Annotated in this window: 23 protein-coding genes and 2 pseudogenes; 11 read left to right on the forward strand and 14 right to left on the reverse strand. The window is 67.9% G+C overall.

All coding sequences use genetic code 11. The annotated features are described in order from the left end of the window. The first annotated feature begins 146 nt into the window (after window positions 1-146). Window positions 147-1,424: a YibE/F family protein gene (locus tag ACSMXV_RS21645; protein WP_473172985.1), complete on the forward strand. Its 1,278-nt coding sequence runs from the start codon at window positions 147-149 to the stop codon at window positions 1,422-1,424. A 131-nt stretch (window positions 1,425-1,555) separates the two neighbouring features. On the opposite strand, the gene ACSMXV_RS21650 is transcribed toward ACSMXV_RS21645, so the two are convergent. From ACSMXV_RS21650 to ACSMXV_RS21665, 4 genes are all read right to left on the reverse strand, one after another. Next, the gene (locus ACSMXV_RS21650) at window positions 1,556-1,993 is read right to left on the reverse strand and encodes an SsgA family sporulation/cell division regulator (protein ID WP_473172986.1); all 438 of its coding nucleotides are present in this window, start codon (window positions 1,991-1,993) and stop codon (window positions 1,556-1,558) included. Between the two features lie 84 nt (window positions 1,994-2,077). Then, the gene (locus ACSMXV_RS21655; RefSeq protein WP_473179023.1) at window positions 2,078-2,827 is read right to left on the reverse strand and encodes an IclR family transcriptional regulator; all 750 of its coding nucleotides are present in this window, start codon (window positions 2,825-2,827) and stop codon (window positions 2,078-2,080) included. A 426-nt stretch (window positions 2,828-3,253) separates the two neighbouring features. Further along, entirely contained in the window at window positions 3,254-3,469 is a 216-nt protein-coding gene (locus ACSMXV_RS21660) for a DUF5326 family protein (RefSeq protein ID WP_473179024.1), read from the reverse strand. Window positions 3,470-3,646: 177 nt separating this feature from the next. After that, complete coding sequence (locus tag ACSMXV_RS21665; RefSeq protein WP_473172987.1) at window positions 3,647-3,964, reverse strand: cupin domain-containing protein; 318 nt, start codon at window positions 3,962-3,964, stop codon at window positions 3,647-3,649. Between the two features lie 59 nt (window positions 3,965-4,023). Between ACSMXV_RS21665 and ACSMXV_RS21670 the strand changes: the two genes are divergently transcribed. The 5 genes from ACSMXV_RS21670 (at window position 4,024) to ACSMXV_RS21690 (ending at window position 7,850) form a co-directional block, all read left to right on the forward strand. Beyond that, window positions 4,024-4,401: a phage holin family protein gene (locus ACSMXV_RS21670; RefSeq protein WP_473172988.1), complete on the forward strand. Its 378-nt coding sequence runs from the start codon at window positions 4,024-4,026 to the stop codon at window positions 4,399-4,401. 45 nt (window positions 4,402-4,446) lie between these two features. Next, entirely contained in the window at window positions 4,447-4,938 is a 492-nt protein-coding gene (locus tag ACSMXV_RS21675; protein WP_473179025.1) for a low molecular weight protein-tyrosine-phosphatase, read from the forward strand. Next, window positions 4,935-6,185 carry a cystathionine gamma-lyase gene (locus ACSMXV_RS21680; protein WP_473172989.1) on the forward strand — a complete coding sequence of 417 codons (1,251 nt, stop codon included), beginning with the start codon at window positions 4,935-4,937 and terminating at the stop codon, window positions 6,183-6,185. Before ACSMXV_RS21675 ends, ACSMXV_RS21680 begins: the two co-directional genes overlap by 4 nt. Before the next feature lie 195 nt (window positions 6,186-6,380). Continuing rightward, window positions 6,381-7,286, forward strand: a complete 906-nt coding sequence (locus ACSMXV_RS21685) for a LysR family transcriptional regulator (protein WP_473172990.1) — start codon at window positions 6,381-6,383, stop codon at window positions 7,284-7,286. Between the two features lie 81 nt (window positions 7,287-7,367). After that, window positions 7,368-7,850, forward strand: coding sequence for an NUDIX domain-containing protein (locus tag ACSMXV_RS21690; protein WP_181656322.1), 483 nt, complete (start codon window positions 7,368-7,370; stop codon window positions 7,848-7,850). An 18-nt stretch (window positions 7,851-7,868) separates the two neighbouring features. On the opposite strand, the gene ACSMXV_RS21695 is transcribed toward ACSMXV_RS21690, so the two are convergent. Then, complete coding sequence (locus ACSMXV_RS21695) at window positions 7,869-9,590, reverse strand: globin domain-containing protein (protein ID WP_473172991.1); 1,722 nt, start codon at window positions 9,588-9,590, stop codon at window positions 7,869-7,871. A 681-nt stretch (window positions 9,591-10,271) separates the two neighbouring features. Here ACSMXV_RS21695 and ACSMXV_RS21700 point away from each other — a divergent pair. Beyond that, window positions 10,272-11,138: a GNAT family N-acetyltransferase gene (locus ACSMXV_RS21700; RefSeq protein WP_473172992.1), complete on the forward strand. Its 867-nt coding sequence runs from the start codon at window positions 10,272-10,274 to the stop codon at window positions 11,136-11,138. A gap of 98 nt (window positions 11,139-11,236) precedes the next feature. Here ACSMXV_RS21700 and ACSMXV_RS21705 read toward each other — a convergent pair whose 3' ends face one another. Beyond that, window positions 11,237-12,445, reverse strand: coding sequence for an MFS transporter (locus tag ACSMXV_RS21705; protein WP_473172993.1), 1,209 nt, complete (start codon window positions 12,443-12,445; stop codon window positions 11,237-11,239). 141 nt (window positions 12,446-12,586) lie between these two features. On the opposite strand from ACSMXV_RS21705, the gene ACSMXV_RS21710 reads away from it, so the two are divergent. Continuing rightward, window positions 12,587-13,108, forward strand: a complete 522-nt coding sequence (locus tag ACSMXV_RS21710; protein ID WP_473172994.1) for a MarR family winged helix-turn-helix transcriptional regulator — start codon at window positions 12,587-12,589, stop codon at window positions 13,106-13,108. 22 nt (window positions 13,109-13,130) lie between these two features. Next, window positions 13,131-13,576: pseudogene (locus ACSMXV_RS21715) on the forward strand (GNAT family N-acetyltransferase). A gap of 103 nt (window positions 13,577-13,679) precedes the next feature. Here ACSMXV_RS21715 and ACSMXV_RS21720 read toward each other — a convergent pair. From ACSMXV_RS21720 to dnaB, 4 genes and pseudogenes are all read right to left on the reverse strand, one after another. Further along, window positions 13,680-15,068, reverse strand: coding sequence for a serine hydrolase domain-containing protein (locus ACSMXV_RS21720; protein WP_473172995.1), 1,389 nt, complete (start codon window positions 15,066-15,068; stop codon window positions 13,680-13,682). 167 nt (window positions 15,069-15,235) lie between these two features. Beyond that, a pseudogene (locus tag ACSMXV_RS21725) lies at window positions 15,236-15,669 on the reverse strand (VOC family protein). A gap of 44 nt (window positions 15,670-15,713) precedes the next feature. Continuing rightward, on the reverse strand, window positions 15,714-16,046 hold the full coding sequence (locus ACSMXV_RS21730; protein WP_473172996.1) for a hypothetical protein: 333 nt from the start codon (window positions 16,044-16,046) through the stop codon (window positions 15,714-15,716). A 154-nt stretch (window positions 16,047-16,200) separates the two neighbouring features. Then, a complete protein-coding gene (dnaB, locus tag ACSMXV_RS21735) occupies window positions 16,201-17,679 on the reverse strand; it encodes a replicative DNA helicase (protein WP_473172997.1) in 1,479 nt (492 codons plus the stop codon). A 458-nt stretch (window positions 17,680-18,137) separates the two neighbouring features. Here dnaB and ACSMXV_RS21740 point away from each other — a divergent pair, with 458 nt between their 5' ends. Then, window positions 18,138-19,475, forward strand: coding sequence for an MATE family efflux transporter (locus ACSMXV_RS21740; RefSeq protein ID WP_473172998.1), 1,338 nt, complete (start codon window positions 18,138-18,140; stop codon window positions 19,473-19,475). A 195-nt stretch (window positions 19,476-19,670) separates the two neighbouring features. Here the strand turns inward: ACSMXV_RS21740 and rplI are convergent, their stop codons facing one another. The 4 genes from rplI to rpsF all read right to left on the reverse strand — a co-directional run bounded on the left by rplI (window position 19,671) and on the right by rpsF (window position 21,365). Then, window positions 19,671-20,117 (reverse strand): 50S ribosomal protein L9, encoded by a 447-nt coding sequence (gene rplI, locus ACSMXV_RS21745; protein WP_473172999.1) that lies wholly within the window; start codon window positions 20,115-20,117, stop codon window positions 19,671-19,673. A gap of 18 nt (window positions 20,118-20,135) precedes the next feature. Continuing rightward, a complete protein-coding gene (gene rpsR / locus ACSMXV_RS21750; RefSeq protein WP_003949403.1) occupies window positions 20,136-20,372 on the reverse strand; it encodes a 30S ribosomal protein S18 in 237 nt (78 codons plus the stop codon). A 57-nt stretch (window positions 20,373-20,429) separates the two neighbouring features. Next, the gene (locus ACSMXV_RS21755) at window positions 20,430-21,002 is read right to left on the reverse strand and encodes a single-stranded DNA-binding protein (RefSeq protein WP_473173000.1); all 573 of its coding nucleotides are present in this window, start codon (window positions 21,000-21,002) and stop codon (window positions 20,430-20,432) included. A 72-nt stretch (window positions 21,003-21,074) separates the two neighbouring features. Further along, window positions 21,075-21,365 (reverse strand): 30S ribosomal protein S6, encoded by a 291-nt coding sequence (gene rpsF / locus ACSMXV_RS21760; protein ID WP_093655579.1) that lies wholly within the window; start codon window positions 21,363-21,365, stop codon window positions 21,075-21,077. 299 nt (window positions 21,366-21,664) lie between these two features. Here rpsF and ACSMXV_RS21765 point away from each other — a divergent pair, with 299 nt between their 5' ends. Then, window positions 21,665-21,979: a hypothetical protein gene (locus ACSMXV_RS21765; RefSeq protein WP_181656311.1), complete on the forward strand. Its 315-nt coding sequence runs from the start codon at window positions 21,665-21,667 to the stop codon at window positions 21,977-21,979. Window positions 21,980-22,155 lie beyond the last annotated feature (176 nt).

The raw sequence follows: 22,155 nt of genomic DNA on the forward strand, positions 1-22,155 counted from the left end.
AGGGTGCCGGTCACGGACAGGGGCACGGCTCCGGACACGGCAACGGCAACGGCCCTGGCTTTGGCCCCGAACCCAGTCAGGGCCCCGGGCATGGCCACTCGCACGCCCACGGACCCGCCGCACCCGTCTCGAAGCACCTGCGCAAGGTGATCGCCGCGGTACTGATCCCCTTCGCGGCCGCGGTCGTCGTGGGTCTCGCCGTGCTCTGGCCCGGCGGCGCGCCGCCGCACGAGCGCACCGGAGTCGGCTTCGACCGGCAGACCGAGCAGGCCAGGATCGTCAGGGTCGAGAAGGTGGACTGCAAGGACGTGAACGCCTCGGGGGACACCCCGACGGGCGACACGTCGACCGCCGAGGGTCAGTCCGCCCAGCAGCAGGCGAACGGGATCTGCGGGAAGGCGACGGTCGAGGTCACGACCGGCGAGAACAAGGGCCGTACGTTCACGGAGATCGTGCAGCCGGACGCGCCGCGGCAGCTGCACGAGGGCCAGGAGGTGGTGGTCGCGTACGCACCCGATGCGCCCAGGGAACTGCAGTACTCGGTCACCGATGTGAACCGCAGGCTGCCCATGGCGCTGCTCGCCGGGTTCTTCGCGCTCGCCGTGGTCGTGGTGGGGCGGATGCGCGGTCTCATGGCGCTGATCGCACTGGCGATCAGTTTCATGGTGCTGACGGTGTTCATCCTGCCCGCGATTCTTCAGGGCTCGAATCCGCTGGTCGTCGCCGTCGTCGGGGCAAGCGCCATCATGCTGATCGCGCTCTATCTCTGCCACGGGCTCACAGCCCGTACGTCGGTCGCGGTGCTGGGCACACTCATCTCGCTGCTGCTCATCGGCCTGTTGGGCTCGCTGTTCATCGACTGGGCTGCACTGACCGGCAACACGGACGACAACACCGGACTGATTCACGGCCTTTACCCGGAAATCGACATGAGCGGGCTGCTGCTTGCGGGCGTGATCATCGGTTCGCTCGGTGTGCTCGACGACGTCACGGTGACGCAGACCTCGGCGGTCTGGGAGCTGCACCAGGCCGACCCCACGGTGGGCTGGCGGGGGCTGTACCGGGCGGGGATCAGGATCGGCCGCGACCACATCGCGTCGGTCGTGAACACCCTGGTCCTGGCGTACGCGGGCGCTGCCCTGCCGTTGCTGCTGCTGTTCTCGATCGCCCAGAGCAGTGTGGGGGCGGTGGCCAACAGCGAACTGGTGGCGGAGGAGATCGTGCGCACCCTGGTGGGCTCGATCGGCCTTGTCGCCTCGGTGCCGGTGACGACCGCTCTCGCCGCGCTGGTCGTCTCGGCCGACCGCCCGGCCACGGGTGCGGGGCAGGCTCCGGACGCGGCGGGGGCGGCGGATGCCCGGTCGGCAACGGGCACCCGGCCGCCGGCCCCACGCGGCGGACGAGGGCGGCGCCGCAAGCGCTGACTCCGGAACGAGGCGCCAGACGCGCCAGGGGCCCCTCGTAGGCGCCTGGGGCCCCTACGTGCGTGCTCGGGCCTCGTACGCGACTGGTGAAGCGTTACGGCTACTGCTGGTCCATGCGCCTTCGCTTTCTGTCAGCCTGCGCTCTGCTCCTCGGCGAGGATCCGGTCCAGGGTCTCGTCGAGGCTGGCGTCGAAGTCCGCGAGGGCACGTTCCTGCCCAAGCGGCACAAGCTTGTCCGTACGGTCGAGGAAGGCCACCAGGGGTGCGACCCCCGCCTTGAACATCGCCTGGTCCGTGCTCACTTGAAGCGTGATGAGCACCTCGTCGAACATCTTGTCTCCGGTGGGAGCGATGCGCACATCCCCGTCGCCGCACGGCGCGACCACCCCATCGACCAGGAGCTCTCGCCCGAAGGCCCAGGTCACGGGAGCATCGCCGGGCAGGTGGAAGGTCAAACGCACGGCATAGGGATCACGGGTCTCATAACTCAGCTCCACCGGGATACGGAAAGAAAGCTCCTCGGAAACGAGAAAGCTCATCATGACCTCAGCCTGTACGGACTCGCGCATCGCCGCCCCGTCAAATTCGCCGTCGTCTGGCCAGGGATGAGCCCCTGACACGCATATGGAATCTTGCTCAACGTACACAACAGATCACAAGGAGTGATTTTTCAGATGCTGATAGAGACCGAGCGTCCCTGACAGCCTGCCTATCTCGCTCTGCAAGCGCCGCGCCACCGGCATCAGCCGTTCCTCCTGATGGGCCGGGAGGGACACGGCAATCGCGGCGGCCGTGGTGCCGAACGTGAGGGGAATCGCGGCGCACACCGTCCCCAGGGCGTACTCCTGCCGTTCGATGACCGGCTGCATGCGGCGTATGGCCTGGAGCCGGCGCAGGAAGGTTCTTTCATCGCGGACCGAGTACGCGGTGACCGACTGCACCGGATAGCGGTCCAGATGGTCCCGGCGCGCTTCGTCGTCCAGCTGGGAGAGCAGGCACTGGCCGATCGCATGGGTGTGCGCGGTCTCGCGGAAGTCCGCCCATTCCGGCACGGCGGGGGCGGACGGGCTGTCCACGACGGCCAGGACGTCGATCTCGCCGTCCTGGTACACCGCGTAGTACACAGGTACGCCGAGGGAGTCACGCCAGTGCGCCAGTGCATCGCCCATGATGCTGCGACGTTTCTGCTGAGCGCCCTTGCTGCCGAGCCGTTCGGTGGCCTCGCCGAGGACGAACAGACCGTCCTCCCGGTGGAGATAACCCTCATGCGCCAGGGTGCGCAGCAGGTGGTACGCGGTGGGGAGTGCGAGCCCGGTCTCGCGGGCCAACTGCTTGGCAGGCGCGCCGTGGTCGTGCGCGGCGACGGCCTCCAGCAGGCGTATGGCCCGCTGGACCGAGCCGATGAGGGTCGGCGCCTGAGCCCGGGCACCCCGTGGGTCAAGGCCGGGCGGGGCCGGAAGGCAGTTGGGGGGCTTGTCGGCGGGTGTGGTGTCAACCTTGGCCAAGGGTCGCTCCCGAAGCGCGTGGGTTCGGCCCGTGCCGAGGGACACGGGGAAGGAGCTGAGAGCCCGCTCGCGGGGGCCGCCCCGCGTCGGATTACCGGACTCTAGCCCTTGGCCGCCGGCTGCCGGCGGCCGCGCCGGGAAACTTCCCCCTGCCGAGGGAACCGGGCCGGAATCCGCGCCCTGCGACGCTGATTTCCGGTCACTCTGCGACGCGTCGATCGTTACTGCGCGATCCGTCGGTCGCTGTGTCGGTCGTTGTCACGGGGGCCACCATCCGCTGTTGCGCGATCTGCCGGCCACCGGCTGCGCGGTCCCCCAGTCGGTCTACCAGTCGCTGTTGCGCGAGGACGAGGTCGACATGAACTTGCGTACGACGTAGATGAGTCCACCGACAAGCGCAACGAACAGCAGCACCTTGAACAGCAGACCGATCACAAAGCCGACAACGCTCGCAATCATCCCTCCGAACACCACCAGGGCGATGACCGGCACCGCGATCCACTTCACCCACCAGGGCATACCCGCGAAGATCTCTCGCACTGTCATCGTCCGTACCTCTTTCCGCGCATACCTGAGTCCGTGCCCTCGATGCTAGGGGCGAGGCGGGGGGCCGTGGGGGCCTCGGGCCCCTGTCCTTCCCTGATCGTCCCCCTAGGGAACCCCGAGACGGCTTCCCAGGCGGCTCGCCCGAATGGGCTTCCGGGGCGCCCTGGCGGCTCAGCCCTCCGGTGGGGAGAACACCACGAGTACGCGCAGGTCCTCGGAGATGTGGTGGAACTTGTGCGCGACGCCGGCCGGCACATAGACGACGCTGCCCCGCGCCACCTGGGTGGTCTCCATGCCGACGGTGATCGCGGCGCGCCCGCTGACGACGAAGTACACCTCGTCCTGGTTGTGCGGATGCTGCGGGTCATGCTCACCCGCGTTGAGCGCATAGAGGCCGACCGACATGTTCCGCTCGCGCAGAAACTGCAGATACGCACCATCATTGGCGGCGCGCTCCGCCTCCAATTCATCCAGCCGGAATGCCTTCATCGCTTCTTCCGCCCCTTGGCCGTACTCATGATCCGATCAGGTCTGCCACGATCAGACACATGATGAATTTCGTAGTCAAGACACTCGCCAACGCCGGGGCCCTGGCCGTGGCCGTATGGCTGCTCGACAAGATCACTCTGACCGGTGACAGCACCGGCAGCAAGGTGCTGACACTGATCATCGTGGCCCTGCTCTTCGGCCTGGTGAACTTCCTGGTCAAGCCAGTGGTGAAGGTGCTCACCTTCCCGCTGTTCATCCTGACCCTCGGCCTGATAACGCTCGTGGTCAACGCCCTGATGCTGCTGCTCACCTCGTGGCTCGCAGGCAAGCTCGACGTGAGCTTCCACGTCGACGGGTTCTGGACCGCCGTGCTGGGTGGCCTGATCATCTCGGTCGTGTCCTGGGCCCTGAACGTCGTACTGCCGGACAAGGACTGAACGCATCCGATGACTTCTCTCCCTCCCCGGTCGTCGGCGCCCTCCGTGCCGTATCGCGTGTGCTTCGTCTGCACCGGCAACATCTGCCGGTCGCCCATGGCCCAGTCCGTGTTCAGGGCGCGCGTCCGTGAGGCGGGTCTCGACGGGCTCATCGAGATCGACAGCGCAGGCACCGGCGGCTGGCACGAGGGCGACTGTGCGGACCCCCGTACCGTGTCCGTGCTCGAGGCCAACGGATACGCGGGCGAACACGTGGCGCGGGAGTTCCGGGCTTCCTGGTTCTCCCGGCTCGACCTAGTGATCGCGCTGGACTCCGGCCATCTGCGGGCTCTGCGCCGGTTGGCGCCGACTCCGGAGGATGCGGAGAAGGTCCGGCTGCTGCGCTCTTTCGACCCCTCCGCGTACGGGGATCTGGACGTGCCCGATCCTTACTACGGGGGCTTGGACGGGTTCGAAGAATGCCTGGCCATGGTGGAGGCGGCGAGCGAAGGCCTGCTCGCCGCCGTGCGTGAGGCAGTGGAAGGACAGGCGGCATGACGGACATCCCGGAGACGGCGGGTACCCCGGACAAAGCGGAAGCCCCCGAGAAGGCGGTCACCTCAGCAGATCCGACTCAGGCGCACAGCGCGGCGAAGGCACCGGCCGCGGACGGCACGCGCGCGGTGGAAGCCGGCGACGGCACGCGCGCGGTACGGGCGGGTCTGCCGGAGCCCGTGAAGTACGAGCCGAGCCTGCCTGGGCCGGTCTTCGCGGCGCACTTCCATCTGCCCGGCGATCCCACCGGGCCGTACACCTACGCCCGTGACGAGAACCCGACCTGGACGCACCTAGAGCGGGCCATCGGCGAGCTCGAGGCGCCGGGGCAGGACGTGGAGACGCTCGTCTTCGCGTCCGGCATGGCCGCGATCTCGGCCGTCCTCTTCTCGCAGCTGCGTGCCGGCGACGCGGTGGTCCTGCCGAGCGACGGCTACCAGGTCCTGCCGTTGGTGCGCGAGCAGCTGACCGCGTACGGCATCGAGGTGCGCACCGCGCCGACCGGCGGCGACGCCCAGCTCGACGTTCTGGACGGGGCCCGGCTGCTGTGGATCGAGACGCCGTCGAACCCTGGGCTCGACGTGTGCGACGTGCGGCGGCTCGTCGAGGCCGCACACGCACGTGGCGCTCTGGTCGCCGTCGACAACACCCTCGCCACCCCGCTCGGCCAGCGGCCGCTGGAACTCGGCGCCGACTTCGCCGTGGCCAGCGGCACCAAGCAGCTCACCGGACACGGCGATCTCCTGCTGGGGTACGTCGCCTGCCGCGACGCCGAACTGACGGCCTCCGTACGGCGCTGGCGCAAGATCGTCGGCGCCATCCTCGGTCCGATGGAAGCCTGGCTCGCCCACCGCTCGATCGCCACGCTCCAGCTGCGGGCCGACCGGCAGAGCGCCAACGCGCTGGCGGTCGCCGAGGCACTGCGCGGCCGGGAGGAGGTGACGGGGCTGCGCTATCCGGGGCTGCCCGACGACCCTTCGCACAAGATCGCTTCCCAGCAGATGCGCCGCTTCGGGTGTGTGGTCTCGTTCACACTGCCCACGCGCGCGCGTGCCGATCGTTTTCTGGAGGCGCTGCGGCTCGTGGACGATGCGACGAGCTTCGGCGGTGTGCGTTCCACGGCCGAGCGGCGCGGCCGGTGGGGCGGGGACGCGGTTCCGGAGGGCTTCATTCGCTTCTCGGCCGGGGCCGAGGACACCGACGATCTGGTGTCGGATGTGCTGCGCGCGCTCGACGAGTCGGCGGACTGACGGCTTCCGCCGGGTACAGCGGACGGTCCGAGCCTCCCCCCTCGTGGCTCGGACCGTCCCGGTTCTGCGCGCGAAGAACCGCAGGAACAAGGCTAGTTGACTCTCTGTCAGTGTCCAATCACAGTAGCGACAGAGACCTATCGACTTATTTATAGTTGGGCGCGGCTGGGGGCTCTGAGAGGGGAGGAACCACCGATGGATCTGGCCCTGCTGCGCACTTTTGTGACCGTGCACCGGGCCGGTTCGTTCACGAGGGCCGCCGCACTGCTCGGCCTCTCGCAGCCTGCCGTGACGTCTCAGATCCGCACTCTGGAGCGGCAGCTGGGGCGCCCGCTCTTTCTGCGTCAGGCGCGTGGCGTGACTCCCACCACGATCGGCGACGAGCTGGCCCACAAGGCTGCCCCACATCTCGACGCCCTGGTGGAAATCACCGAGGCCGGTCTCGACGAGGGCTCCTCCTTACGCACCCTGCATCTCGCGGGTCCGCCGGAGTTCACCGCCGAGCGTGCTCTGCCGGCCCTCACGGCACTGACCCGCCAGGACGGCCAGTCCTTCTCACTCCGTGCCTCGTTCGGAAACGCAGAGGAGACGCTCGAAGGCCTTGCCGCCGGACATCAAGATCTGGCCATTACGACGGCCCGTCCGCGGGGCGCTCTGCTCACCGCGACTCCGCTCTGCGACGAAGAGCACGTCCTCGTGGCGGCTCCCCGCTGGGCCGAACATGTCAGTACGGACAATCTGCGCCACAAGGACCCTCCGGCCCTGGAGAACCTCCCGGTCGTCGAGGTGCATGAGTCGCTGCCGTTCGTGGCCCGCTATTGGGCCGCTGTCTTCGACTGCCGTCCGGCGATCTCCGGCACTGTCATCGTTCCCGATCTCCGCGCGGTCTTGGCCTGCGCATCCGCGGGTGCCGGGCTGGCCGTGCTGCCGCGCTATCTGTGCGCCCCGGCCCTGGAACGGGGAGAGATCGTCGCGCTGCTCGAGCCCCCGGTGCCCCCGCTGCGTACGTATTTCCTCGCAGTGCGCACCGGCACGCTCGCCATGCCCCATATCACGCGGGCGCACGAGTGGCTGCTGCGTGCTGCCGCCGACTGGGCTTAAGGAAGTCTTCGGGGAGCCGCGCGGGCGGCTCCGGGGCATGAGCGAGGTTTCACGTGGAACCGACCGGGCCACATTTCTCCCATGACCGTCCGACCCGTGGTCAAGCGCACCGCACGTGCCGTCCTTCTGGACGGCGATGACCTGATCCTGATCAAGCGGACCAAGCCCGGGGTCGACCCCTACTGGGTCACCCCCGGTGGCGGGGTCGAGCCCGAGGACGCGACCGTCGTCGACGCCCTGCATCGCGAAGTACACGAGGAACTCGGCGCCAAGATCATCGATGTGGTGCCCTGCTTTGTGGACACCGTGGAGCACATCGGCGAGGACGGTGGCGCCACGGGCGTCAAAGTGCAGCACTTCTTCGTCTGCCGACTCGAATCCATGGACGAGGCCCATCGGCATGGCCCGGAGGTGGAGGACCCGTGCGGCGAGTACGAGATCGTGCGCGTGCCCTTCACACGTGTGGGCATCGCATCCGTGCATCTCGTCCCGCTGTCGCTGCGGCACTACCTGGACGGCAACATCGAGGGCGTACGCGCGATGCATGCCCCTGACCTGGGCTGATCCCCGGAACCGAGCAGGTCAGTCCCCGACCGCGACGAGCTCCTCCACCGCGTCGTGGCGTATCCGGTTCGAGGGAATACCGATATCCCTCAGGGCATCCACGCCACGGCGGATCATGCCGGGAGGGCCCGACAGATACGCGTCGTACTCGTTCCACGGGCCGTAGGCGCGTATGGCGTCGGGAAGCTGGAGATGGGCCTGCTGATCGACGACCGGGCGCACCTCCAACCAGGGGTGGGACTGCTGCAGCCGCAGCATGGTGTCGATGTCGTACAGGTCGTGATCGGTACGCGCGCCGTAGAAGACCTCGACCGGGCGTCGCTCACCGTGCTCGGCGACATCCTCTATGAGCGCCTTGATGGGCGCGATGCCGGTGCCCCCGCCGAGGCAGAGCAGACCGCTGTCGCTGCCGTGGTCGACGGTCATAGAGCCCGCGGGCGGTCCCAGCCGGATCACATCGCCCGGGCGGGCGCGGTGCACCAGAGCGTTGGAGACCCAGCCGGCCGGTACCGCTTTGACATGGAAGGACAGCAGTCCGTCGGACCGTGGCGCGGAAGCGAACGAGTAGTGCCGCCATATCCGCGGCCACCACGGCGTCTCCAGACTGGCGTACTGACCGGCCAGAAACGGATACGGCTGGTCCGGGCGCACTGTGATGACAGCGATGTCGGACGTCCTGAGATCGTGCGAGACGACCTCGGCGTACCACCACGCGGGGGCGCGCAGCTCGTCCTCCGCCGCGGCATCGATCATGACCTGGGAGATCGTCGTGTAGGTGCGAACCCAGGCAGCCTCGGTCTCGTCGTCCCATGTGTTCGTGGCGTACCTGGTCAGCGCCGCGATCAGGCACTCGCCGACAGCCGGATAGTGCTCGGGCCGGGTGCCGTACTTACGGTGCCCGCGGCCGAGATTCTGCAGATAGGCGACGAGGACGTCGGTGTTGTCGATGTGCTCCGCGGCGGTCAGCAGCGCCTTGAGGAGACGGTCCCGCTGGGTGTCCATGGCCGCCGGGAACAGGGGCCGCAGGTCGGGGTGGCGGACGAAGAGCAACGCATAGAAATAGGACGTCACCTTGTCGGCCACAGGGCCGACCTCGGCCATGGTGCGCCGGACGAGAACGGCGTCCGGCGATGCTCCGTCCGACGCGGGGTGGCTCGCGGGGGCGCGGTCGGGGGCGGGCGCTTGTAGAGGCTCGTGGCCGTAGGCGGGGCCTGGTGCAGGAGCGGTCGCTTCAGGAGCAGGCGGCTCAGGATGCCCCGGGAAAAGGGCCGCTGGACCAGCTGCCGCCTCAGGTCGGGTGAGAAGCGTTCCGGCGCGTGCGGGGGCCGTCCGCGCGTCCGTTCCTGGGCTCGGCTTCGACGTGACGGCCGTCTCGGTGGTTGCCGTTTCGGCCGCGCGCCCGAACGATGGCGTCGGAGCCGATGTCGCGGCCGGAGCCGATGTCAGCGTCGGGGTAGCCGATGCCGGCGTCGCGGTTTCCGGTGTAGGCGTCGGGCGATGTGATGGTGTCGGCGCGGGTGATGGTTCCGATGTGGGCACGGGGCCTGATCCGGGCCTGCCGACGGGGCGTATGGCCGATATGCGACGGCCGTCAGCCGCCTCCGGCTCCTCGCCGGCGGGCCGCGCGGGCTGCTTGCGCGGCGTGAACCAGCCGCCCCCGCCGCCGCTGTTGTCGCCGGAAGTGCCGTCGTCGGCCGACTTGGTGGTCGGAGCGTCCATGCTGTGCCTCGCCTCGAACATCTTTCGGTCGTCTGCGCACTTCCCCTGTCGGAAGGTGCTTGATTCTCCCGCTGCCGCTTGATCGTTTTGTTGCACTGCCCGGATGCAATGCGATCCACATTGAACCTTGGCCTCCCGCCTCCCAGGGACAAGTAGGGCGGGATTGTGACAATGGCCGCAGCCTTCTGACGGCAGCATCCCACCCTGCGCCATGACGCCGGCCGTGTAGCGGAAAGTGCGGGTCTTCGATCTCTCCGTCCCATTAGGCTGCGAAGAACTGCGCTCGGCCCCGCGGAATACCTGAGGAGCACCGGGGCCCGAACCGGAGTCGACCATACCGGCAGATCCCCCACACACAAGTCCCACCTTCCTTCACCAGGAATTCAGCGGACTGCACCGGGAAATGGCACCAATTCGCCGGGCGGCCACGCCAATTCCTCGGTCATGCCAGGTACTTGAGGCCGGTACGCGCGACTGCCCGCCCTAGTCGGACGGCGTCACCGCCCCTGGCCCGGCCTCGTGTTTCACGTGAAACTGTGACGCCCGCAGGGCTGGACCATGCGAGGCGGCCGGGCGTGCGACGCGGCAAGGCGGGAGCACTCAACGTGGCACAGCGGGGGCCACACGACATGGCCGAAAGGTGTGTGCAGCGGTTCACAAACCGGTGGACGCCATGGCTCTGCGTCAGACAGCCTGACCTGCGTGTCGACACCTTCCCTCACCGCCCTGCCGATCCGTCGTCTCACCCCGCAAGATCTCGAGTCCTGCGCCGATCTGTCCGAGGACCGCGGCTGGCCACGCGAAGAACACAAGTGGAGTCTTCTCCTGACCGCCGGTACCGGCTATGGCATCGATGACCGCGACGGGGGCCTTGTCAGCGCCTGTGTCGTGACCGAGTACGGGCCACGGGACTGCCCTGATCTGGCGGCGGTCGGCATGGTTCTGGTCGCCGAGCGGCACGCCCGCAAGGGGGTCGGCCGCCGGCTGATGCAGCACGTCATCGCCGAAGTCGGCGCGACCCCGCTCACGCTGCACGCAACGTCTGCCGGTCGGCCTCTCTACGAAGAGCTGGGATTCAAGGCCGTGGGACAGGCGGAGATGGTTCGGGGCCACTTCCGTCCCGGCGGTCCCCCGCCCGCTGTTCGCACCCGTCGCGCCACCGCCGAGGATCTGCCCGCCATTCTCCGGCTGGACGGCGGGGTGTTCGGCCCGGACCGTACCCACATGATCACGCGACTGCCCGCGTTCGCCGACCAGTTGAGGGTTGCGGAGGAGGGGGGCGAGATCGTCGGCTACGCGGCCGCCTGGCCCAACATGGCGACCCATGTTGTCGGCCCGCTGATCGCCCGCGACACGGAGACGGCCAAGGCACTCGTCACCTCACTCGCCGCCGGCACGGACCGCCCCCTGCGCACAGACATCGACGTACGCCACGAAGAGCTGCTCGCCTGGATCAAGGAGCGAGGGGTGGAGCAGCAGGGGCTCAACTCCGTGATGACGTACGGCATCCCGGATCTGCCGGGCGACTGGACACGGCGCTTTGCACCCCTGACGGTCGCCGCAGGCTGACAGAGGCCTTGAGGCGCGGTCCCCTTGGAGAGGCCGTGAGGCCCGCTCCCCTTGGGGCGCGGGCCTCACGGTGCGTCTGGCCGGAGCAGAGCCGTTGGTCAGTGGTGGACGGGACTGGCCTGTTCGGCGGGCGTCGCGCCCGCGACAACACGGCTGGGCTGGTCCGTCCGGCGCTCCAGCGCGGCGGACAGGAATGCCAGGACGAGCGCGGCGGTCGCCAGGGAGGCGCCAACCCAGTTGGGTGCGGTGTAGCCGAGGCCGGCGTCGATGACGAGACCGCCGAGCCAGGCAGCCAGCGCATTGCCCAGGTTGAAGGCGCCGATGTTCACCGCCGAGGCCAGCGTGGGCGCCCCGTGCGCCTGGTCCAGGACGCGCTTCTGCAGCGGCGGTACGGTGGCGAAGCCCAGGGCACCGACAAGTGCGATGGTGACGGCCGCAAGTACCTTGGCGTGGGCCGTGACGGTGAAGAGGCCGAGGACGATCGCAAGCGCTCCCAGGGCCGCGTACAGCATCGGCATCAGGGCACGGTCGGCATACTTGCCGCCGACGAGGTTGCCCACGACCATCCCGAGGCCGAACAGGACCAGCAGCCAGGTGACGGAGCCGTCAGCGAAACCGGCGACATGGGTCATCATCGGCGCGATGTACGTGATCGCGGCGAAGACACCACCGAAGCCGAGAACGGTCATCGCCATGGCGAGGAGCACCTGGACGTTGCGGAAGGCAGCCAGTTCGTGGCGCAGGTGGACACCTTCCGGCTTCGGCATGTCCGGGACGAGCCTGGCGATGCCGGTCAGACCGATGATGCCGAGGGCGGCGACGAGGGCGAAGGTGATCCGCCAGCCGAGGCTCTGGCCTATGAGGGTGCCGAGCGGGACACCGACGACATTGGCGACGGTCAGGCCGGTGAACATCATGGCGATGGCTCCGGCCTTCTTCTCCGGGGCTACGAGGTCCGCGGCTACCACGGAGCCGATGCCGAAGAAGGCGCCGTGGGCCAGGGACGCGACGATGCGTCCGGCGAGCATCACACCGAAGGCGGGAGCCAGGGCGGACAGCAGGTTCCCGGCGATGAACAGCCCCATGAGCAGCATCAACATGTGTTTGCGGGTGATCTTGGTGCCCAGCACGGTCATGAGCGGGGCCCCGATCACGACGCCGAGGGCATAGCCGGTCACAAGAAGACCGGCCGCGGGGATGGAGACGCCGAAATCGCCCGCAACCTCGGGGAGCAATCCCATGATCACGAATTCCGTGGTTCCGATGCCGAAGGCCCCGATGGCGAGGGCCAGAAGCGCGAGAGGCATGGAATGTACCTTCCAGACGATTGCAGGTGCACTTAACGCGCGTCCACAATAATTGCAGACGCTCTATACTTGCAAACGCGGACTATTGCGTCCCTGTCTTATCCTGGGTGTCAGCCGCTCCGGGACGAAGGACCAAGAGCCATGACCGCTACCAACCCCGCACTCACCGCCCTCGCACAGGGCTGGTGTGCGCTCTCGCTGCTCCACGGAAGGATCGAGGCGCACATCGAGCGCGCCCTTCAGGCCAAGCACGGCCTCAGCGTCAGGGAGTACTCACTGCTCAACACCCTCAGCCGTCAGCACGACGGTGAGGGCGGCCATCTGCAGATGAAGCAGGTCGCCGATGCCGTTGTGCTCAGCCAGAGCGCGACGACCCGCCTGGTCACCCGGCTCGAGGACCGCGGTCTGCTCAAGCGCTACCTGTGCCCCACCGATCGACGCGGCATCTACACAGACGTCAGCGAAGCCGGAGCCCGGCTCCTCGCCGAGGCCCGTCCCACCAACGACACCGCGCTCCGTGAAGCCCTCGACGAAGCGGCAAAGAACCCGGAACTGGCCCCGCTGGTCAGGGCCGTGGAGTCGGCCGGCACGTCCGGCGAACCCTCGCACGGGCCAGACGAATCGTCGGACGCAGGCGCCGAGCAAGTGATCGTGCCCGCCTAGTTGCAGGTCTAGGCTGCCATTCATGGCAGATCTCGAGATACGGGCCGCCACCGCCGAGGACATCCCGGCCATCGTGGGCATGCTGGCCCCCTGGGCGCCCAGCGGGAGTCGCCGGACGATCTCCAGCCGTACACGACCGCGTATGCGCGACTGGCCGGAGACCCGCATCAGCACCTGGTCGTCGCCGTGCGCGATGGCCGGGTAGTAGGCACGCTTCAGCTCACGATCATTCCTGGACTGTCCCGGCGGGGCTCCACCCGCTCGATCATCGAAGGCGTACGGATCCATGCCGACGAACGCGGCAGCGGTCTCGGCAGCCGGCTCATCGAGTGGGCCGTCGACGAATCCAGGCGGCAGGACTGCCAGTTGGTGCAACTGACCTCCGACGCAACCCGCACGGACGCCCACCGCTTCTACGAGCGGCTCGGCTTCACGGCCTCACACGTGGGCTTCAAACGTCAGCTCTGAACACACACGGGCAGCCCAGACGCGGAAGAGCTGCCTGTTTCACGTGAAACAGGCAGCTCTTCCGTCTTCTCGACTTCCGGGACTTCTTCTCCTCGCGAGTCGGTTACTGGGGCAACGCGCGCCAACCCTCCGGGTCCACTCCGCCCGGCACTGAGGCGCCCTCCTCGTACGGCTCGCGCGTAAAGACGAACGACCCCAGGTCCATGTGGCTCACCGAGCCGTCCGGCCGCCGCACGGCCCGCAGGACCTCTCCCGCGTAATAGCCGTCCAGCCCCGTCCAGGTCCCATCACCGTTCGCCCGGAACCGCGAGCGTCGGCCCGGCCCAGACAAGGGCCCGAGCTCAAGGTCCCCGCCGGATGCCATCCGCAGCACCCCGGCCTGCGTGCCCCAGTACCAGGGACCCGCCAACTCCAGGACGGCCGTGTCGACTTCGGCCACTGGCCGCCAGGGCTCGGGGATGCGCGGCTCAGCCTCGGCGACGATCCGTACGAGATCGCCGGCGACCATCGTCACGAGCGGCCCCGATGTGGCGTTGGCGAGCACGATCGCCGCCAGGTCGTCGTCCACACTGATGGTGAGGCCCGCAAGAAAGCCGGGCAGGGAGCCGGAGTGCCCCACCAGCATCCGTCCATCCCTGTACTGAATCTGCATACCGAGGCCGTAGGCACGGCCCTCCGCAACCTCGGCAGTCTCGGGCGGAGCCGCGGGCGTACGCATCTCCAGCACGGAGTCCGCGCTCAGTACCCGCTCATCGCCCTTGGCCAGAAAGACAGCGAAACGCGCCAGATCCCCGGTTGTCGACCAGAGTTGCCCGGCCGGTGCCATGCGCCCCAGATCCTCCGCAGGCTCGGGCATCATCACATCGGCCCATGGGTGCACCGCCCAGCCACCCGCGTGTGGAGCCGCCGGCTGACCGCTCGTGCGATGCAGACCGAGCGGCTCGAGGACCTCACGGCGCAGCACCTCCTCCCACGGCGCTCCGCGGAGCTCCTCGACCAGCGAACCGAGCAGCGTATAGCCGGAGTTGGAGTAGTGGTGCCGACGGCCGGACGGGTGTCTGAAGGGCTGATCGCCGAGTACATCGGCGAGCTCGGGCCGCAGGGAGCCGGGCGTGCGCTCCCACCAGGGCCCGGGGGCCTCGGCCGCCAACCCGCCCGTGTGCGCGAGCAGTTCGCGGATCGTGACCTCCCCTGCGCCCGTGCCCGGCAGATGCTTCTCCAGCGGGTCTCCGAGATCGAGCACGCCCTCGTCACGCAACCGCATGACCAGCACAGCGGTGAACGTCTTGGTGATCGAACCGATGCGGTACTGGACGTTGTCGTCCGGGGCGTGCCCGTCCACGCAGGAGCGGGCTCCGCTCCACACCAACTCGTCGCCGCGGACGACCGCTGCCACCAGCGAGGGCGTCCTCCCCTCCGCCTGAGCCGTGGCGATACGGTGCAGCAGCGCGCGACGCGTGGCCGGCAGAAGTTCTCCATGGAGTGTTGTCATGGCCCCCAGTCCACCCGCCCGGCCACGGCACGTCGACCCATTTCCCGAGGCACCTGCAGGCGTGCCCCGGATAGGGTGTAGGACCTCGGGCTCGTGGCATATCCCGACGCGGGGGCGGTTCTTCGTCCTGGCCCATGGGGACAGAACGAAGACACGTTCGCGGCCCCTCAGTCGAGACAGAACTCGTTGCCCTCGATGTCCTGCATCACGAGGCACGACTCGTTGACTCCATCGGCAAGCAGTAGTCGCGCGCGTACCGCGCCGAGCGCGACAGTCGTGCGCACTCGGCCTCAAGTGCGGCCAGGCGCTCTTCACCCACGAGCCCGGTGCCGACCCGCACGTCAAGATGCAGCCGATTCTTGACGACCTTGCCTTCGGGAACGCGCTGGAAGAACAGCCGCGGGCCCACACCTGAGGGATCAATGCATGCGAACGCTGAACCCTGATGCTCAGGCGGCAGCGAGCGATCGAAATCGTCCCAAGTAGCAAACCCCTCCGGTGGCGGCGGTACGACGTACCCCAACACCTCGCACCAGAAACGAGCGACGCGCTCAGGTTCTGCGCAGTCGAAGGTGACTTGGAACTGCTTGATCAACGCCATCGGTCGACCATAGTGGCTCGTGCTGTTCACCGACACCCCGGATGTCATGGCCGCGCGGGGTCGAGGTCTCGCGTGACATGACTTGGTGACGCGCTGGGCCGGGTCGCATCCGCGGGCCGTTCCATCTTCGACGGCGCCGCCACCACGCACCGAATGCCGATCCCGTCCAGGGCCCGGGCCAGCACGAACCCGGTCGGCCCGGCCTCATAGGCGACTGCGGCCGGCTGCGGCAGCGTGGTCACCCACGCCAGCACGTTGTGCGTCTCGGCGTCGAGACGCTCACTGAAAACCTCGCCCGTCCCGCCGCCCAGGGCCCAGGCCGTCGTGGTGCGGGCGGCGTGGACATCCAGGCCGACCGAAGTACGCTCGGAAAACATCCGGTGCCTCCCGAGGTAATTGCGGCACTACCCGCCACCGTGCCCACCGGTAGGCCCGCGTCAACTTCCCTGCGGGGGCATCGGTCTCCGGTGCGGCAGCCGCCCTCATCACCCAGCTCAAGACGGCCACTTCATACGGTCTACACAGGGTGGATCAGGTCTGCGCCATATCCACGAACCGCGAATAGTGCCCCTGGAAGGCGACCGTGATCGTCGCCGTGGGGCCGTTACGGTGCTTCGCCACGATCAGGTCCGCCTCGCCCGCACGGGGCGACTCCTTCTCGTAGGCGTCCTCGCGGTGGAGCAGGATGACCATGTCGGCGTCCTGCTCGATGGAGCCGGACTCGCGCAGGTCCGAGACCATCGGCTTCTTGTCGGTGCGCTGTTCGGGACCACGGTTCAACTGGGAGAGCGCGATGACCGGGATCTCAAGCTCCTTGGCCAGCAGCTTGAGGTTTCGCGACATGTCCGAGACCTCCTGCTGACGGCTCTCCGCTCGCTTCGAGCCCCCTGACTGCATCAGCTGCAGATAGTCGATGACGACGAGCTTCAGATCATTGCGCTGCTTGAGGCGGCGGCACTTGGCGCGGATCTCCATCATCGACAAGTTCGGCGAGTCGTCGATGTAGAGCGGGGCCGCCGACACATCCGGCATCCGACGCGCCAGCCGCGTCCAGTCCTCGTCCGTCATCGTGCCGGACCTCATGTGGTGCAGCGCCACCCGCGCCTCCGCGGACAGCAGACGCATCGCGATCTCGTTCCGCCCCATTTCCAGGGAGAAGATCACGCTGGGCAGGTTGTGTTTGATGGAGGCGGCACGCGCGAAGTCCAGAGCGAGCGTCGACTTACCCATGGCGGGACGGGCAGCAATCACGATCATCTGGCCCGGGTGCAAGCCGTTCGTCAGGGAATCGAAGTCGGTGAAGCCCGTCGGCACACCGGTCATCTCGCCGCTGCGCGAACCGATCGCCTCGATCTCGTCGAGCGCGCCCTCCATGATGTCGCCGAGCGGCAGATAGTCCTCGCTGGTGCGCTGCTCGGTGACGGCGTAGATCTCGGCCTGGGCGCTGTTGACGATCTCGTCGACGTCGCCGTCGGCCGCGTATCCCATCTGGGTGATGCGCGTGCCCGCCTCCACCAGGCGGCGCAGGACAGCGCGCTCGTGGACGATCTCCGCGTAGTACTCGGCGTTCGCAGCGGTCGGGACGGTCTGGACGAGGGAGTGGAGATACGGAGCCCCGCCGACCCGGGTGATCTCACCGCGCTTGGTGAGCTCCGCGGCCACCGTGATCGGGTCGGCCGGCTCGCCCTTCGCATACAGGTCGAGGATCGCCTGATAGATCGTCTCGTGTGCAGGCCGGTAGAAGTCGTGGCCCTTGAGCACCTCGACGACATCGGCAATGGCGTCCTTCGACAGCAGCATGCCGCCAAGGACCGACTGCTCGGCGTCGAGATCCTGCGGCGGTACGCGCTCGAAGGAAGGACCGCCGCCGTCCCAGGAACTCCCCTCGCGGCCGCGGTCGTGCTGCTCGTCGCGGCTCCGGCCGGACTCACGGCGCGGGCGGGAGACAGGCAGACGGTCCCCTGGACCGCTGTCGGCCCAGGGTTCGTCCAAGGGCTCGGAAATACTCACCGGGCCACCTCCTCCCGTGCTCCGCGCGGACATTCCGCGCCCCTCTTTCTACGGCACGGCACTGACAAAATGAGAGGCCCAGCTCCGGTTCTGACGGTCGGTTTCTGCGACGTTCACAAGGCCGCGGAACGGGTCGGGCGCCGGACCACGGTAGGCCCCTCAGCACCGTCAGCCAATCTGGTTATCCACAGGCCCTGTGGACGACGGCGCCGATGCTGTGGAGAACCTCGCCAAACCTGTGCACGACCCGGTGGACAGCACTGTGAACAAGCCCTCAGCTTCACTGGAAAACCCATTCTGAGCTGCGGTTTTCCCGTCCACCGGCTGTGCAGAAGAAAAACTTCCCCCATCGGACCAAGTTCGCTGCGACCGGTGCATGACCGAGCGTCAACCAGACCCCTGAGTAAGGGATGAAGGGGCGTTGCATCACTTACCTGTGGACGATTACATTGGTGCACATGACACAGGCTTCCGCGACCACCAAGGTCGCCCGGCGCCGGCACGATCGAGAGATCATCGCGCTGGCCGTCCCGGCCTTCGGTGCACTCGTCGCCGAGCCCCTCTTCGTACTGGCCGACAGCGCCATCGTCGGTCATCTCGGCACCGCCCAGCTGGCCGGTCTCGGCGTGGCCTCGGCCCTTCTGATGACGGCCGTGAGCGTCTTCGTCTTCCTCGCCTACGCCACCACGGCCGCCGTCGCCCGCAGGGTCGGTGCCGGAGATCTGCAGGCAGCCATCCGTCAGGGTATGGACGGCATCTGGCTGGCCCTTCTGCTCGGTGCCGCCGTCATCACCGTCATCCTGCCCACGGCGCCAGCCCTCGTGGAGCTCTTCGGCGCCTCGGACACCGCGGCGCCGTACGCGATCACCTATCTGCGGATCTCCGCGCTCGGCATCCCGGCCATGCTCATCGTGCTCGCCGCCACCGGCGTGCTGCGCGGTCTGCAGGACACGAGGACACCGCTCTACGTGGCGATCGCGGGCTTCGTCGCCAACGCCGGCCTCAACGCGGGCCTCGTGTACGGTGCCGGGCTCGGCATTGCCGGTTCCGCATGGGGCACCGTCATCGCCCAGTGGGCCATGGCCGCTGCGTATCTCGTCGTCGTCATCCGTGGGGCCAGGCGGCACGGTGCGTCGCTGAGGCCGGATGCCGCCGGTATACGAGCCTGTGCCCAGGCCGGTGCGCCACTGCTGGTCCGCACGCTCTCGCTGCGGGCGATTCTCATGATCGCCACCGCGGTGGCCGCCCGGCTCGGCGATGCGGACGTGGCCGCCCACCAGATCATTCTGTCGTTGTGGAGCCTGCTGGCCTTTGCGCTCGACGCGATCGCCATCGCGGGTCAGGCCATCATCGGACGCTACCTCGGAGCCGGAGACGCCCAGGGAGCACGTGATGCCTGCCGCCGGATGGTGCAGTGGGGCGTCGCCGCCGGGATCGTGCTCGGCCTACTGGTGATCGTCACCAGGCCGCTGTTCATCCCACTCTTCACCGGTGACTCGGCCGTCCAGAACGTGGCGCTGCCCGCCCTCATCGTGGTGGCCGTTTCCCAGCCGATCTCGGGCATCGTCTTCGTCCTCGACGGAGTCCTGATGGGCGCTGGAGACGGTCCGTATCTGGCCTGGGCCATGCTGGTCACCCTCGCTGTCTTCACTCCCGTGGCGCTGCTCGTACCCGTCTTCGGAGGGGGACTCACCGCGCTGTGGGGTGCGATGACGCTGATGATGGCTGTGCGAATGCTGACCTTGTGGCTCCGCTCCCGCTCGGGCCGCTGGATCGTCACAGGCGCGACGCGCTGATACGTGGCGCAGGCCACTGAGGCAGTCGTTCCTTCCCCAGCTAACGCTGGGAGGTGCCGCACGACGGGAGGCAGCAGAAGCTGCGCACCCCGTTTCACGTGAAACACAGCAACGCCACCACCAAGACGTAACGCAGTAAGAAGGGCCGCACCTGGATGGGTGCGGCCCTTCTCTCAGCTCTGCCGAGCGCAGCGCTTACGCGGCGACGACCTCGATGTTGACCTTGGCGGCAACCTCGGGGTGCAGACGCACGGACGTCGCGTGGGCGCCCAGGGTCTTGATCGGCGCACCCAGCTCGATGCGGCGCTTGTCGACCTCGGGGCCACCGGCAGCCTTGATCGCCGAGGCGATGTCGGCCGGGGTGACGGAACCGAAGAGCCGACCGGCGTCGCCGGAGCGGACGGCCAGGCGGACCTTGACGCCCTCGAGGCGGCCCTTGATCTCGTTGGCCTGCTCGATGGTCGCGATCTCGTGGATCTTGCGAGCACGACGGATCTGCTCGACGTCCTTCTCGCCACCCTTGGTCCAACGGATCGCGAAGTTCCGCGGGATCAGGTAGTTGCGAGCGTAACCGTCCTTGACGTCGACGACGTCGCCCGCGGCACCGAGGCCGGAGACCTCGTGAGTAAGGATGATCTTCATGTGTCGGTCACCCTTCCCTTATCGCGCGGTGGAGGTGTAGGGCAGCAGCGCCATCTCACGGCTGTTCTTGACGGCCGTGGCGACGTCACGCTGGTGCTGCGTGCAGTTGCCGGTCACGCGGCGGGCACGGATCTTGCCGCGGTCGGAAATGAACTTCCGCAGCATGTTCGTGTCCTTGTAGTCCACGTACGTGACCTTGTCCTTGCAGAAAGCGCAGACCTTCTTCTTCGGCTTGCGCACAGGCGGCTTCGCCATGGTGTTTCTCCTGTGTGATCAAGAAGTTTGGGTACGACCCGCCCCTGGCCCGAGGGCCTAGAAGGGGGGCTCGTCCGAGTAGCCGCCGCCGGAGCCGCCGCCCCAGCCACTGCCGCCCTGCTGGCCGCCGCCGGCCGGCGCACCGGTCGCCCAGGGGTCGTCGGCGGGAGCGCCGCCGCCCTGCTGCTGACCGCCACCGGGGCCGCCGCCCCAGCCGCCGCCGCCCTGCTGGCCGCCACCGCCGTAGCCACCCTGGCCGCCTCGGCCGGAGGTCTTGGTGACCTTGGCCGTGGCACTGCGCAGGCTCGCGCCGACCTCGTCGACATCGAGCTCGTAGACCGTGCGCTTGACGCCCTCACGGTCCTCGTAGGACCGCTGCTTCAGCCGGCCCTGCACGATGACGCGCATGCCTCGCTGGAGCGACTCGGCGACGTTCTCCGCCGCCTGACGCCAGACCGAGCAGGTCAGGAAGAGGCTCTCGCCGTCCTTCCACTCGTTCGTCTGGCGGTCGAAGGTGCGGGGAGTGGACGCGACACGGAACTTCGCGACGGCCGCACCGGAAGGGGTGAAGCGCAGCTCGGGGTCATCGACGAGATTGCCGATGACCGTGATGACGGTCTCGCCTGCCATGGGGGAACCTCTCGGCGGGTTTGCTGGCTGCTTGCTGCTACTCGAATCCCGGTTACCGCTGAGCTAGGAAGCTCAGTGGGTCTCGGGACGGAGGACCTTGGTCCGGAGGACCGACTCGTTCAGGTTCATCTGGCGGTCGAGCTCCTTGACGACCGCAGGCTCGGCCTGCAGGTCGATGACCGAGTAGATGCCCTCGGGCTTCTTCTTGATCTCGTACGCGAGACGACGACGGCCCCAGGTGTCGACCTTCTCGACCTTTCCGTTGCCCTCACGGACGACGGAGAGGAAGTTCTCGATCAGCGGGGAGACAGAGCGCTCCTCGAGATCGGGGTCGAGGATGACCATCACCTCGTAGTGACGCATGTGGAACCCACCTCCTTTGGACTCAGCGGCCACGGTCGTTCCGTGGCAGGAGGGTTGTGATGCGTACGCAACGGTATCGGCCGCCACTGACAACGCCTCCGGCAGCATTACTGCCGGACACGCGCCGTTGGTGGAGTTCCCGGCCATGATCTGGGCAGGGCTGGGCAGACACCGGTGCAGACGGTACAGACTACCCGCACACCGGCTTCCGGTTGAAATCCGGCGGCGGACACCGGCAATCTGTACACATCGGGTGTGTATGGCGCTACGATGCGCCGTCTTCCGCAGGAGGTGCCCCTATGGCACAGGCAGTACGACCCAACTCCGCGACCTCCCTCTTCGCCACGGACGGCAAGCCCCACCCTCGCCAGGATGCCCTGGCCGCGGTGACGCTGGTCCTCGGCGCCATCGCCTTCATCACGGCGATGTTCCACAGCCTCCATCTGATCAGCTCATGGGCCGGGTTGATCGGGATCATCACGGGCGCCTACGGCCAGTTCATCTCGGAGACGACGCGGGAACGCTTCGGTCTGATCCTGGGCCTGGGCGCCTCGGCGATCGGGTTCTTCCTGGGCATGGCTCACGGTGGCCTGTTCGGCGGAGTCCTCGGCTGAGACCGATCGGCCGGCGGCTGATGGCGATCGATTCCTTGACTGCACAAGACCGGTCGACGGCTGCGCAGGACCGGTCGGAGATCGAGAACGATCGTGTACTCGGCTGAGTCCGCCCGCTCGGCGACCGAGGTCGATCGAGTCTTCGGTTGAGAGCCGATTGACGGTCAGAAACACCC

This window comes from Streptomyces sp. DSM 42067 (assembly GCF_055792885.1).